This is a genomic window from Paenibacillus sp. FSL R7-0272 (assembly GCF_037969905.1).
Taxonomy (GTDB): domain Bacteria; phylum Bacillota; class Bacilli; order Paenibacillales; family Paenibacillaceae; genus Paenibacillus; species Paenibacillus polysaccharolyticus.
Genome location: NZ_CP150221.1, coordinates 4197982 through 4212286 on the forward strand (window position 1 = coordinate 4197982; position 14305 = coordinate 4212286).

The 14305-nt window shown below is 45.3% G+C and carries 10 protein-coding genes; 2 read left to right on the top strand and 8 right to left on the bottom strand.

What is annotated here, in order from left to right:
- Positions 1–79: 79 nt before the first annotated feature.
- The 8 genes from MKY23_RS18645 to MKY23_RS18680 form a co-directional block, all read right to left on the bottom strand.
- Positions 80–1327, bottom strand: coding sequence for an OFA family MFS transporter (locus MKY23_RS18645; RefSeq protein ID WP_339839548.1), 1248 nt, complete (start codon positions 1325–1327; stop codon positions 80–82).
- Positions 1328–1543: 216 nt separating this feature from the next.
- On the bottom strand, positions 1544–2455 hold the full coding sequence (locus tag MKY23_RS18650; protein WP_154958052.1) for a LytTR family DNA-binding domain-containing protein: 912 nt from the start codon (positions 2453–2455) through the stop codon (positions 1544–1546).
- A 58-nt stretch (positions 2456–2513) separates the two neighbouring features.
- On the bottom strand, positions 2514–4175 hold the full coding sequence (locus MKY23_RS18655) for a sensor histidine kinase (protein WP_339839551.1): 1662 nt from the start codon (positions 4173–4175) through the stop codon (positions 2514–2516).
- Positions 4176–5177: 1002 nt separating this feature from the next.
- A complete protein-coding gene (locus MKY23_RS18660; RefSeq protein WP_186811625.1) occupies positions 5178–5321 on the bottom strand; it encodes a hypothetical protein in 144 nt (47 codons plus the stop codon).
- A gap of 245 nt (positions 5322–5566) precedes the next feature.
- On the bottom strand, positions 5567–7162 hold the full coding sequence (locus tag MKY23_RS18665; protein ID WP_154957700.1) for a family 78 glycoside hydrolase catalytic domain: 1596 nt from the start codon (positions 7160–7162) through the stop codon (positions 5567–5569).
- A gap of 15 nt (positions 7163–7177) precedes the next feature.
- Positions 7178–8014 (bottom strand): carbohydrate ABC transporter permease, encoded by an 837-nt coding sequence (locus tag MKY23_RS18670; protein WP_336120324.1) that lies wholly within the window; start codon positions 8012–8014, stop codon positions 7178–7180.
- The gene (locus MKY23_RS18675; RefSeq protein ID WP_339831349.1) at positions 8011–8874 is read right to left on the bottom strand and encodes a sugar ABC transporter permease; all 864 of its coding nucleotides are present in this window, start codon (positions 8872–8874) and stop codon (positions 8011–8013) included. The genes MKY23_RS18670 and MKY23_RS18675 overlap by 4 nt, the downstream gene beginning before the upstream one ends.
- Before the next feature lie 126 nt (positions 8875–9000).
- Positions 9001–10329, bottom strand: a complete 1329-nt coding sequence (locus MKY23_RS18680; RefSeq protein WP_154983130.1) for an extracellular solute-binding protein — start codon at positions 10327–10329, stop codon at positions 9001–9003.
- Between the two features lie 130 nt (positions 10330–10459).
- On the opposite strand from MKY23_RS18680, the gene MKY23_RS18685 reads away from it, so the two are divergent.
- On the top strand, positions 10460–12256 hold the full coding sequence (locus tag MKY23_RS18685; protein WP_339831352.1) for a sensor histidine kinase: 1797 nt from the start codon (positions 10460–10462) through the stop codon (positions 12254–12256).
- Positions 12253–13854, top strand: a complete 1602-nt coding sequence (locus MKY23_RS18690) for a response regulator (RefSeq protein WP_339831354.1) — start codon at positions 12253–12255, stop codon at positions 13852–13854. Before MKY23_RS18685 ends, MKY23_RS18690 begins: the two co-directional genes overlap by 4 nt.
- The last annotated feature ends 451 nt before the right edge of the window (positions 13855–14305 follow it).

The window sequence follows — 14305 nt, forward strand, 5'->3', positions numbered from 1 at the left end:
CCAATGCCGTGTCCAATCGCTAGGTCTCTGTGATGTTGTGATACGTATATATGGATCTGTACAACGATATAACTACAACTTAGCTTGCCCGCGATGACGGGTTGAACTGCATCTGTTTATTATGGGAATCACGTGCCCGCAGGCTTGTACCTGGAGGTGTGATGATCAGTGCCATCAGCAGTGATACCGCACAGAGTACCGCAATGACGATAAAGGTAAGATGGAAACCACCCAGTAGCGCACTGATGAATGATCCGGCCAGAGCACCAAATCCGAACCCTTGGTAGATGACGCCGTAGTTTTTGCTCTGGTTTTTCAACCCGAAGTAATCGGCCACAATGGCTGGGAACACGGTAATGTTACCCCCAAAGCAGAAGGCAATCACTGCCACACAAGCGAAGAAGATTCCAAAGTTCAGCGGCACCAGACTCAGCGTCATGACAGCCACGGCTGTAACGAGCAACGCTCCGGCGATGACTTTCATCCGTCCTACTTTATCCGACAAGGCTCCCAGAATTATACGACCCGCTGTGTTAAAAATAGCGACCATGGCCACCGCATTTGCAGCCGTTGCCACGTTAAGACCTGCGAGCTGTACGCCAATGTCTTTGACAATGCCGATCAGATACAGACCGCTCATACATGCTGTGAAGAAAATACCGAAAAGCATATACGCCTCTTTTGTGCGAAGCATTTCTTTAACTGTATATTCATGATGGACTTCTGCAGGTTCACTGACCGCGCCCTCTTTGGCATTCACCGGAGACTGTTCACGAACCACCGCTTCACGGATCAGGAATGATCCGGCAACAACCAGTACAAGAACGATTATCCCCCAGTACATAAAGGCTTGCGCTGGGCCAACCGCACTAATCAGGGCGGAGTTCACATATTTGAACAATAGACTACCGGTACCAAAAGCACCTACCGAAATACCCGAGATCAGACCTTTACGCTCAGGGAACCACTTGATCAGATTGGATAGAGAAGTGATATATGCTGTGCCGTCCGCAAAACCAACCACAAACCCAGCCAGCAGATACAGCAGCGTTAACGAGCTCACCTGAGAACTTAGAATAAGTCCAAGCCCGAGTACCACCCCGGCTACACGGATCAAACGCCGAAGCCCCCAGCGCTCTTGCAATCGGCCCGCAAACAAGGTAGCAAATGCCAAAGCAAAACTCGTAATCGAAAAAGTTATCGCGACCGAGCTGACGTCCCATCCGAAACGATCAGACAGCGGTTGATTAAATAAACTCCAAGTGTAAATGGTGCCGAGTCCCATTTGTACAATAATTGTACCCAGTACAATAAGCCAGCGGTTCATGGATAAAGATGATGTCGTGGTTGAATTCAATGCTGATGAAGCGGATGAAATAGCTGCTTTCATCGTAATCTCCCCTTTGCCGATGTCTGTGACATGTTGAACATTCTCTGTACCATTCAAACATACTTGAATGCGTTCACAAGACCATCATACATGAAAGGGGATTCATAGAGCCGTTTGCAGCATGAGTTGCATCAAATACGGAATGAAATGCCGTTATATGCGCATGAGTTGCCTGAATTCTTTGACTTTGCCACGACTGACGGGCACTTCGGCTTCCAGATCACGCAAACGAAGCAGATACGTATTGTTAAACCAAGGCACAATCTCACGGATTTGGACAAGATTCACGAGATAGGAACGATGACAACGGAAGAAAGCATCCTGAGGCAAGCGACTGTGAAAATCGGAAATGCTGACCGGCATCGTGAACTCTCCGTTTTTGGTATACACCTTGGTGACCTTCTCCTGAGCCTCTGCATAATAGATATCTGCCGAATCGGTGACAATGATATTGTCATTGCGCAGCAAATTGACCCGTGTTCCTGTCAGATGATCCGCCGCCTGTGATGGAGAATTAGAAGATATCGGTCGCTGCTCCAGTCCTTGATGTGCCTGCCGTACGCCAGAGCGAACCTGATCTTCTCTTGTGTCATGTCCTCGCTGAGCCCCATGATCATTTGTTGACGAATGTTCCTCTGCGCGCCGATATGCCCGGTTCTCCCCCTGCATTAGGCTATCCAAGTTCTCCGTTTGCTCCTGATCGCGTTTGAAGGTCAGCTCCAGCTTGTGCAACATGGCTGCGATCCGCTTCTCGTCATAAGGCTTCAAAATATAATCAAAGGCTTCCAGTTCAAAAGCCTCAGCCGCATGCTCCTTATAGGCTGTCGTAAATACGATGTAAGGTTTACGTGCAAACTTGCCAATATGATGTGCCAGCATCATACCGTCCAGCGAAGGAATGTTAATATCGAGAAATAGTACATCCACTTCCTGCTCCTGCAAAAATTTAAGCACATCCAGGCCATCTTCCAGACAATCCACAACATCAATCTGGCTATGCTCGTGAATGAGATAACTCAATTCTTCGCTTGCCGGAATTTCATCCTCCACAACTAAGGCTCTCATCCTTCTTTTGTCTACCCCATTCAACATGCCTTCATCTAACGCTCTCATCGCTTCATCATCACCTTGATATGACATCTCCTTTGGGTACATCAAATAAAATCTCGGTCCCTTGCTCTAACCTTCTAATCGTTAGGCCTTGTCCATAAATCAACTTCACACGCCGATGCACATTATATAGCCCGATTTGGTTGCCCGGCATGCGATCATGGTAGACTTTTTCAATAATATCTCCACTGATGCCTGCCCCGGTATCACTCACGCTAATACGCACAAAATCAGAATGATCCTGCACCTGAATCCGCACGGTTCCAGGGCCTTTAACCTTCAGAATCCCATGTATAATCGCGTTTTCTACGAGAGGCTGAATGACCAGGCTTGGAATATGCACTGCCACTTCATCAATCTCGTAGATAACCGTGAGTCTGCTGCCAAAACGCGCTTTTTCAATCTCCACATAATTACGGACTTGCTCCAGCTCTTTATGAATATCAATTAACTCATCCGACAGCTCCAAGTTGTAACGCATGTAACCCGAGAGGTTAACAATCAATTCCCGCGCACGATCCGGCTTGGTGCGTATGGACGAAGCGATAGCGTTCAGCGCATTGAACAAAAAATGAGGATGAATCGTTGTCTGTAATGCGCGTAATTCCGCTTTGTTCGCCGCAGCCTTAATCTCCTCTACGCGAGACACCTCCATCTGTGTGGAGATAATCTGAGAAAGTCCCACAGCCATCGTTTGCAGTGGATACGTAATTTTGTAGGCTTTACGATAATAGATTTTAAGCGCGCCCGTCACATCGCCCCGTTCTTTCAGGGGAATGATCAGCAACGAGTGGATATCTGGGGTTTTCTCATCTGTTACATCGTTACTGATCGTAATTTCCCCGCTGGAGATCGTCTTCTTGGTCATTTCACTAATAATCTCATTGCCAATATGATACCTTTCCTCACCAAAACCAACATAAGCCAAAACATTCCGTGTATCCGTGATCGCTACCGCGTCCGCTTGGATATCCTCTTGAATGATTTTACATATTTTGCGCAGGGAATCCTCATCAATAGAGCGGAAATACGGTAGTGTTTTATTCGCAATCTCCAAAGCCAGTTTGGCCTGACGGCCTGCAATTAACTCTTTTTCCCCCTCCACACTCTGCACCAAAAGTACGATCAGCCCAATGTTCACCTCACCCAAAATCATCGGCAGTGCAATCTTCGAAACGATATCTGCTCCAAGCGGGTCAGGATACGAGTATAAGAGAATCAGCAGCATCGTGAGCGCTTCAATGATCATGCCTGCCCCGATACCGATCATCCAGCGTTTGGATTTTGGGGTGTATTTGTGAATATAACCTGACACCAGCCCCGCCAGAATACTTGTGATCAGGCACGGAATCGCGGTTATGCCATCCATATCGATAAGATAACGATGCACTCCGGACACAAGTCCCGTAATAATGCCCACCGGTGCTCCGAACAAGATTCCACCCGATAGAATCGCAATGATCCGTACATTAACAAGTGAGCCTTCAACGTTGATGCCTGTATATGTACCAAAGATGGCAAACGCACAAAATAACAAAGTTACCGCAGCATACTCCTGCCATCTTAACTTGCCCTTCTGCAAAATCTGCCTGAACCGCGGCACCCGCGACAGAAAAAACAAAAATATAATCAGCAGCGCCGCCCGCTCGAACAGCCCCAGCAGCATCGTAAACATTTCCAATCCATCTTCCTCCGCATCTATCTGAAAAATAACAATAACAGTGCCAAATCATCCTCATGCATCCCGCACTGCGATATTATATCTATACTACTCGTATGCAACAGTTTACCCTCCCCCTTGGAGGAAAGCAAAGGATATCCTGTGAAAACTAAAAGGAGGATGTTTCATCAAATCAAACAGGAGAACTAATGCCTCTTCTGATATAACCATTTTCTCTTAATAGTCATATTCAATGCACTCTTAGCTCTGAGTAGAAATGTGGTATAATCAGGAAACTAATATGCGTAACATGAAGATACTCATACTAACCAATTTCTCCACAGAAAGGTGCTCCGTACATGTTTGCAATTCTGCTCCTTAGTTCACTTCTGCTATTTAGTCTTATATTTTATATCTTAAAATGCTTCTCTGGACGTTCCAACCATGTTGAACGATCGACAGGACGAGTACTCCAGGTCGTTTTATGTATTTCAATTCTGGTTTTGGTTGTACAAGATTACATACTCACAGAACTACCTCATAACGGAATTATCATCGTCACATTAATAGCAATGTGGTTTGCAACGATGGTCCCGAACGACCGTGGCCCAGTGTCCAAAGAGGCCAACCGAAAATCCATTTGATCTCATTTACTCGGTTGCGGTAATCCGAACCACTACGCTCCTCCTCAACGTACCACTCCAAATTCTAACGATCTCAGATGAGCTTATTTGAGCCAAATAGAGCCTTCTGAATTTGTAACGATCACCACAGAGCTTATTTCAGACAAAATCAGAAGAAACAAGCCCATTTTAGCACCAAACAACTCAAATAAGCTTCCCTGAGATCGTTAGAAAATAAAAACGTGTAATCTAGCCTAAATAACGTCTCTGGTGATCGTTAGAAAAATCAGGCTCCCTGGTAGTGGCACAAGCTCCCGGGTAATGGCCCAACCTCTTAATATAGGTCACCAGTTAACGGCGTACCACTTGAAAACGCAACTTTTCAACTGTGTCACTACTCCAGGATATCACTGGTGAGCATCATATTTTTCAGCAAATCTCCAAAAATGGACATTGTTATATTCTCTTCGATGCTTGGTAGAACGAACCTGTTATTCTCAGCTAAAATGGACTCTACTCGGTTCGTTAGCTCCGGCATTCACCAACCACCTCATCGCCAAATCGAATTTCCAGCGTGTACACAAGTCAGTTCACTACTTTTCACCTCTATAAGTTGCTTATTACGCTACCCCATCTTGCGATTAAACAGCTCCAGTAGCATCATAATCATTCCAATCTAACTTCCCTCATATCTATCTGGGGCTTATATTCAACAAGGATATGCTGTAAAAATAAAAAAAAGCCAACCGAACATCCGGTTGACCTCGTTCCACTGCTTTTGAATCAGCAAGCAGTTGAAGCAAATATTCGTCTAATAAAATAACTTGGTGTACAGCTCCAGGCATGGCAATAACTATTGATCAGATTACTGCCATACGGAGAATATGTCTTGTCGTCGGGATTATATAGCTCCCAGAACGTATCTGCTCCATCCTTTACCATGCCGCCCCAGTAAGCTCGAATCTGCGCCAAGGCCTCTTCCTTTTTTCCACATTGCAACAGCGACTCTACGTAATGATGCATCATGTAAGGCGTGTTCATTGGAATTGCTTCCTTATGATTCATCAACCGTTGCAATAATGCCCACGCTGCATCCTTATCCACCACTTCAGCCAGAATCATCCAGACCTGCGATGCCCACGATACCTGACGTCCCTCACCACTGATGAAGAAACCTTGTTCCTCATCCCATAAATAATGAAGGGTAGCCCGTTCCGCCTGCTGAACCTGCATCTGAATCTGTTCCTCTTGCGCGGACAGCCCCAGTTCCCGGGCAATCCATTGCCCTCTTTTCATGCTATAGATCAATATCGCCTGTGCACCTGCCTGTTTATTCAACTGCTCATGCCAATCGAGGAAGCAATACCACGTGTCATCATCCTGCACAACACCACGTGCATCCAGCCTTTTCAAGGCAATGTCGATCTGCTCTCTGGCAACAGGCCACAACACCTCCAGTGTCTCTCGATCCTTCGTTGCCTCGTAATAGTCCCATAATGTAGTGATGAAAAATAGGGCATAGTCATACAAGTAGATGTCATCTACATAAGGCTCCGGTTTTTCGTACAGGCACGCACCAACTTGCCCACCTTCCAGCCTTGATCCGGCAAATAGATATAAACAGCGCTTCACCAGATCATTACAGCCAAATGTCTCATAATTGACCAAGGCCTGCAAACGCAGATCACCAATCCATAACCGCCGATCCCGCTTCGGACCGTCCTCAAATACCGTTTGCATACAATCCCGAAGAGTACGAATCGATACCAGATCAAGTTGTGCGAGCTCTTCATCGATGTTTTCCGGCAATGGCGGTATAGCATCCATCGATGCGGAAGTCACCGCCCTACAATAAATATCCTTGATCTGGATATCATACCGAATCGATGTGTCCAGTACTTCAATCTTCAGATAACGAAAGGCATATCGACGGTTCAACGTAACTGTGCCAGGTAGCACGTCCACATTAAGCACCTCATCCTGCAACCAGGAACGACTAAGCCACCCCTCATATGTGGAAAAGTCTTCAGCAACCTCACATGGCATCTCGCCAAATGTCAATTTTAATCTCAAAGGTGCATCTGCATTGCTTCGTACATTCAGCAGTGACAGGGTTACATAACCGACAAGATGCTGGCCAAAATCCAGTGTTATCTCGTCTCCCTTGCGTAGCGTTTGCTTAGGCAAAACAGAAGCCGGGCCTATCGTCTCCATCCGCCATCCTTGAAATGCATGTGAATCTGACATGGAACGAACGATCCGCTCGGGATATACCGTTTGCTCGTGGAGCTTTGGAATCCATTGCTGCGCCTGATCCATCCATGATTCGTTTACGATATGTTCGCCCACCCTGCGTTCACTTATAATCTTTTCACTCATGTCAGGTTCCCCTCCTTAACCTTTAACTGCACCAACCGTCATACCACCAACGAAGTATTTTTGTAAAAATAAAAAGACCAGCAACAGCGGCAGGGCACACAGGAAGCACGCTGCGAACAATACATTCCATTGGGTCGGATTTTGCTGATCCCCCATAAATCCAAGCATCGCCAGAGGTAAAGGTGATTCTCCGGCTCCGGAAATAAAAATCATATTAAAAAAGTAATCGTTCCATATCCATACTCCCTGTGTAATAATAACGGACACCGTCACTGGAAGGAGCAGCGGAAAAACAACTGTCCAGAAACGCTGGAATAACCCGGCACCATCAATATGTGCAGCCTCCTCCACCTCTTCAGGTACACCACTGCGAATAAATCCGGTATACAGGAAGGTGGAAAACGGCAAGCTGCAAGTTATAAACATAAAGATCGGAGTATACTGGTTCGTCGGAATATGCAGCGCATTAATCATCTGCACGATAGGGATCAGCACCATCTGAGCAGGCACCACGAGCCCGGACAGAAAAAATAAATACATAAACTTGCTGAGCTTTGTTTTCAGCCGGGCCATCGGATATGAGGCCATCGCTGCGAACAGGACCACAAAGATGACCGATACCCCAGTTAACACAACGCTGTTCCATAAAGCATCCAGAAAATGCATACGCTCGAAGGCAGCTTTGTAACTTGCCAGAGACATACCTTGAAACAGGACGAGTGGATTGGTGTTATCTTTCGGATCACGCAGTGAAGTCGAAAAAGCAATAATCAGTGGAATAAGATTCAGCGCCATAATTAGAATGACAGCGAGCTGAGTAAACCCTTTTCCCATCCATTTACGAGAAGTCATGCAGACACCTCCCGCTTGTTCATTTTCAGTACAAATACCGCCGTAATAACGATAATTACAGCAAAGGATATGACACCAAGCGCTGAAGCCTTACCAAAGAGCTGCTCGGTAAATGCCATTTTATAGATTGAAAAGATTAACGTATTCGTCGCTGTACCCGGGCCGCCATTGGTCATAATAAACGGAAAGTCAAACGCTTTGAGCCCGTTGATTAAGCTCAGAGTTACATTAATGGTGATAGCCGTTGCCAGAAGAGGTATCTTCACATGTCGCAACAACCGCCAAGGACCGCACCCGTCAATTCGACCCGCTTCTAACAGATCATTCGGGACTGTTTGCAGACCGGCCAGGAAAATAATCATCGTAGTCCCGATCGTTTTCCAGATTTCCACAAAAATGATGGAATACAAGGCTGTTGAATAATCACCGAGGAAATTCAGTTCACTCGCAATACCCAGTTTATTCAGAAAGGAAGAAATCAGCCCGTAATCCGGCATGTATACGTAACTCCAGAGAAATCCCACAACGATTGCGCTGAATAGCGTAGGAATATAGGCCAAAGAACGGTAGATTCCGGTTCCTCTTATTTTCATATTTAATAGCAAGGCCATCCCCAAACCGATTAGATTACCCACAATAACCGTAACAAACGTATAGATTAATGTGTTTTTCAACGATACACCAAGCACATCACCGCGAAACAAATCTTTGTAATTGTCCAATCCGATATAGCTAAACGCCTGAGCATATCCGTTATAGTCCGTTATACTGTACTGGAATAACCGCAGAATCGGGAAAATCCAGAACGTAAGGTAAAAAAGTAATGCGGGTACAGCAAACCAGTACATGGACTTTTTCATGACAGTCGAGTTCATCTTGCTCCATCCTCTCCCAGAAGAATGCGGCCAGGGAAGTAGCTGAAAAGCCCTTCCCCATGGCAACAGACAGTTTCATCTAATTCTTGATCAAGTGTTTTCAGACACACTCTAGTTCTTCCACAGCTCTCTAAATTTGCTTTCCATCGCAGCTGCGACCTCTTCAGGTGTTGTCTTTTGTCCAGCGATAATCTCTGCGAATTTGGCTTGCATGACATCCGACACTCCCGCAGGCCACATCTGATTGCTAAAATATACAGAGTTGCCTGTTTGTTGATAGTTGTCATTCACTTCCTTGAACAATTCCTTCTCCAATGTCACGCCCTTGTACACACTGATTGAACTGTTGGAAGCCACAAAAGCTTTGAACAACTCTGACTGTCCGTCAAACAGATAATTCAGCACTTGCTTCGCTGCATCCAGATTGACTGATTTTGCATTGAGTGCATAACCGGCCGATGTTGCACCAGACACATATACCGGTTTGCCAGAATCATTGCCTGGAAGGGAAGAGAATCCGCGAGTGAAGTCAGCTGCACCTTTGGATGTCATGGAAGCGTAATCCCATGTACCGGTCAATGTCATCGCTGCTTTGCCATCAATGAACAGCTGTGCTGATTGTGCACTGCCGATACCCAGTGAGTTTTTGACTATGTAACCTTTGTCGTACAGATCTTTATACCTTGAGATCGTTTCAGTCCACTTTGGATCGGTCAGTGATTTCTCACCTTTTTGCAGCTTTACATCAAAATCCTTATCATCCGGGTATACCATGTTGGCCGCAATCTGATACATTCCAAATTGGATCACCCAAGGATCTTTATCTCCCATAGCAATCGGTGTGATCCCCGCATCCTTCAACTTTTGGCATAATTCCAGAAACGAAGGCCAATCTTTCGGAAATTCGGAGTAACCGACCTGTTGTAGCAGTTCCTTATTGTAATAAGCCCCCAGAAATGCAATACCACCCGATACGCCGTATGGCTTGCCGTCCACAGACATATCATCCTTTGCACCTTGACTGATATTATTCCAGAACTTCAGGTCAGACAGGTCAGCGGCAAATCCGGCTTTGGCAAAATCAACGACTCCACCTGCTGAATTTTTGGGGAAAATCCAGAACATATCCGGCCCCTGTCCAGCTGCCAGTTTCGTTCGTACCGAGGTGTTGTACTGATCATCAGGAAGCTTCTGCACTTCCAGCGTGATATTCGGAAACTTTTCCTTGACTAGACGAGGCAACGTTTCGAGTTCGAAGTCCTCCCCTTCCGACGCCTTGTTTCCTGAGAGCATCATCGTCAACGTGATCGGTTTGGCAGAGTCACCGGCTCCCCCATTATTGTCGGAACTTCCCTGTTCCTGACTGGCAGAACTACATGCGCTAAGGAACGTCATTAGCAGCACTAAAGTCAAAGGCCACAGTTGTTTTCTATTTTTCATCTTGTCATTCCCCCGATTCATGTTTATTCTTGCTTTGTGCACATTTTCATCATACGGCGTTCATCAGTACATTTACTTTAGCTTGTGTAGTGCACTATTTTTAGAATTGACATTCGCAGGGGGAGCACGTATGATTCTGTTCAATATCAAAACCAAACTGTTTCTGATTCTCGTTCTTGTGTCGATCATACCTATTATCGTTGTATCCCTGAGTTCCTACCGAAGTTATACGAAGCTGGTGAATGAGCAGACTTCTCTGATTACATCCACAACAATCGGCAATTCGGTCAAAAGTATGGAAGAGATTTTGCAGAACATCGACCGCATTTCGGTCACTCTTCTTCAGCAGTCTTCCAATGCAACCGCTTACAGCACAGTTAGTGATGAACTAACGAAGCTGAACGATACGAATGATCAGTATGACATTTTTATGATACGTAGCAAGCTCAAGCTGATCTTTGAAAATATTTTGCTCGGATACAATTACATTAATGGTCTCTACCTCTTCACACCAGACGGAAAATGGATCAGTTATGGAAGCAGTGGCACGGATCTGCGTCTAGACTACGTTGCTCTTCAGGATCAATGGTATCTCGACACCATTCAGCGTAAAGGCGATTTATATGTTGGCGAGGTGGGCGTTAAACCTTATATTATCAATGCCAAACAGTCGATCGGTTTCTCCAGAGCCCTTTACGATCCGAACAATCATGAGTTTCTCGGCGTATTCATGCTGGATTGCGGGATGAACATTTTTGACGGACTGAAACGGAATCCTGCGCCAAGTCTCTCCAACCTGTATTTGGCTGACGATCAGGGGAAAATACTATACTCCACGGAAAGCGACCAGATCGGACATCCTCTTCCTGCCAGCTTTAATCCGGCAATGAAGCAAGTGAACAGTAGTTCACAGTATAAAACCATTCAGGATAAAATGATGACCGTTATACAAAAAGTGCCTGGACATAACTGGAATGTCATTGCCAACATCTCTCTTGAACGCTTATACGAGCAGTACAACATCTCTCAAAAGCTATTTTTGTATGTTGCTGTAAGCTGTGCTGTAATCTTTCTACTCTTATCCTTTTTCTTGTCCAACCTGATTACCAAACCGATCATTGAATTAACCAAAATGATGCGTAAGACCAAATCACATCAGTTCGTGAAGATCAGACCGCAAAAAAGCAAACATGTGGATGAAATCGGAATCCTCTATCATGAATTCAATAAAATGATGAAGGATATTGATACCCATATTCGGGAGAGCTATCAAAATAAAATCCTGACACTCGATTCACAGATGAAAGCACTCGAAGCACAGATCAATTCTCATTTCTTATACAATACACTGGAGTCAATCAACAGTATTGCAGAGATTGAAGAGGTCGAAAGCATTGTCATTATGACCAAGTCACTCGGCGATATGTTCCGTTACAGCATCAAAACAGATAGTGAACGCGTGACCGTCAGCGAAGAGCTACAGCATGTTGAAAATTATATGGCCATTCAGCAGATCAGGTACGGAGATAAAATCAACTTCGAGCTCTACGTGGAGCCTGAGATCCAAAACCACTATATGCTTAAACTCCTGCTGCAACCGCTCGTGGAAAATGCAATCTATCATGGTCTGGAGAACAAACGTGGCAAGGGTACGATTATGATTACCGGCAAGGTTCAAGATGAACAGATCATCTTTGAAGTATGCGATGACGGCGTAGGCATTGCACCTGAACAGGCAGATGAGCTGAGACAACTACTATTACAGCCGCCAGAATTCATTTCTGTCGGTCAAAGGCTCAAGCAGAGCATTGGCATCAAAAACGTACATTCACGAATTGTTCTGTATTATGGTGACGGATACGGGTTGACCTTCCATAGTGAGGTTCATCGAGGAACCCGAATTACCGTAAAAATTCCAAGTCTTTGAGAGTAGAGGTGACGGCTATGTATACGTTTATCGTTGTGGATGACGAACATTTGATTCGTAAAGGTCTGTTAAAAAAACTGGAGGCATCGGAGCATAAGATGACGCTGGTTGGTGAAGCAGACAATGGAGCCGAGGCATTGGAATTGATTGAATCTTTGAGCCCCGATATTGTCTTCACAGATATGCGCATGCCCGAGATGGACGGGCAATGGTTAATTCGAACGGTGAGCCAGCGTTTTCCTCATATCAAACTCATCGTGATCAGTGGCCATACTGATTTTGATTATATGCAGGAGGCCATCTCGGCCAAGGTAGTCAATTACCTGCTTAAACCGTTTAGCCGGGACGAAGTTCAACGTGCCTTGCAACAAGCCATACGAACACTTGAACAGGAACGCGCGCTGAAACAAGAGGTTGTTCAGCTGACTGTGGAGACAGAACAGATGAAAATCGATGCTGACCATCAGACTTTTCTTCATGTTGTGCTGAGTCCACATCTGCCCGCGAAGCGCCCTATATTCCGTTCCCGAGAATTCGCTGTCCTTCTGGAAGCCGAGCTTCTGCTTTTTATGATGATCTATAGTCCTAAACCCTTCATCGTGGAGCATCTTCCATCTTTTCCGCAAAGTCTCTATATCCCGCATCCCCAATCAGAACAACTTGTTTTTCTCATGATGTGTGATCCAGGCGACACAGTTGCTGAACTGCAAAAACGTGCCGTTCTATACGCGGAGCGTATCCTCGCAGAAACAACAACAGCGGAATGTTGTATCGGAATCAGTCTTCCCTTATCCGATGTAAGTCGTATTCGTGATGCTCATCATCAGACTATTTTAGCTCTCGACCAACGCTCCATTACCGATTTCGGTAAATGTTATATCTATACAGAGGAGAACAACACCTTGTCTTCCTTGCGCTGGAGCAGGTCGCATGAATTACTGTTTTCTATCGAAAGCGGCAGCGTATCCAAAGTGCAAGAGTTAATCGCTGATTTCTTTGCTTTCTTTCTCCAGCAACCTGATGCTTTACTAGCACACCTGAAAGAGCAGTGCCGGGACATTGTGGCTGAAACGAAACGCTTGCTGCAACATTATTTACAAAGCGGTAGCAGTAGCAACGGAAATGCTTCTTCCAGTCTCGAAGCCGTGCTTGACATTTCATTTGATATGGAATCCATCCGTCAGTATATGGACAAGGTGTTGACAGGGACAGCACTACTGCTTCAAGAATATAATCCATATCGATCCGATCAGGTTATCGACAACGTCAGGAAATATATCGATGTTCATTATGCCAAAAATTTAACGCTGGAATGGGTCTCCTCCCTGTTTTACCTGAACCCAAGTTATCTCAGCTATCTGTTTAAAGAAAAACACGGCGAGAACTTCACAGATTACGTTAACCGCCTGCGTATCGAACAAGCTAAAAGCGCCTTAACCTTGACCGAGGACAAAGTCTATCGCATTGCCAAGCAGCTTGGTTACGATAATCCAAAATACTTCTTCCGCGTATTCAAAAAAGTGACCGGACTGACCCCCGAGGAATTCCGGAAACAGTACAAAGTTACGTGCAGCACCAAAGAACCAAGTCACGAGTGATGACCTGGTTCTTTGAGGTTTGCCTGTTTGGTGCAAAGTCATTGCATCTTTTCCTGCACAGAGAATGCTAGACTGATCTGGAAACGCTGCTAACACAGCCACACTTGGCAAGCACATATAAAGCCAGCCAAAACTACGTCCTTCTTCCACTATCCTCACTTGGCTGAATTGACCAACTTCTCTTCCTCAGATAACAATAGTCAACACTACAACCTTTCTTCCGCAGCAAACGTTAGCTAACACAATTTATTTTTGTAATTTTCAATTATGATCAGAAAGCTAACGAGCAAAGCCTCCCAGTAAAACTGCTCACCATATCTCTCCAAATTCTAACGATTTCAGATGAGCTTATTTGAGCGAAATAGAACCTTCTGAAATTGTAACGATCTCCACAGAGCTTATTTCAACAAAAACAGAGGAAACAAGCCCGTTTTAGCGCCAAACAACTCAA

Coding starts and splice junctions, on each gene's coding strand:
- MKY23_RS18645 (WP_339839548.1), bottom strand. CDS start 1,327: ATGAACCGCTGGCTTATTGTACTGGGTACAATTATTGTACAAATGGGA.
- MKY23_RS18675 (WP_339831349.1), bottom strand. CDS start 8,874: ATGAAAAAGTCCATGTACTGGTTTGCTGTACCCGCATTACTTTTTTAC.
- MKY23_RS18655 (WP_339839551.1), bottom strand. CDS start 4,175: ATGTTTACGATGCTGCTGGGGCTGTTCGAGCGGGCGGCGCTGCTGATT.
- MKY23_RS18680 (WP_154983130.1), bottom strand. CDS start 10,329: ATGAAAAATAGAAAACAACTGTGGCCTTTGACTTTAGTGCTGCTAATG.
- MKY23_RS18665 (WP_154957700.1), bottom strand. CDS start 7,162: ATGAGTGAAAAGATTATAAGTGAACGCAGGGTGGGCGAACATATCGTA.
- MKY23_RS18670 (WP_336120324.1), bottom strand. CDS start 8,014: ATGACTTCTCGTAAATGGATGGGAAAAGGGTTTACTCAGCTCGCTGTC.
- MKY23_RS18650 (WP_154958052.1), bottom strand. CDS start 2,455: ATGAGAGCCTTAGTTGTGGAGGATGAAATTCCGGCAAGCGAAGAATTG.
- MKY23_RS18660 (WP_186811625.1), bottom strand. CDS start 5,321: ATGCCGGAGCTAACGAACCGAGTAGAGTCCATTTTAGCTGAGAATAAC.
- MKY23_RS18685 (WP_339831352.1), top strand. CDS start 10,460: ATGATTCTGTTCAATATCAAAACCAAACTGTTTCTGATTCTCGTTCTT.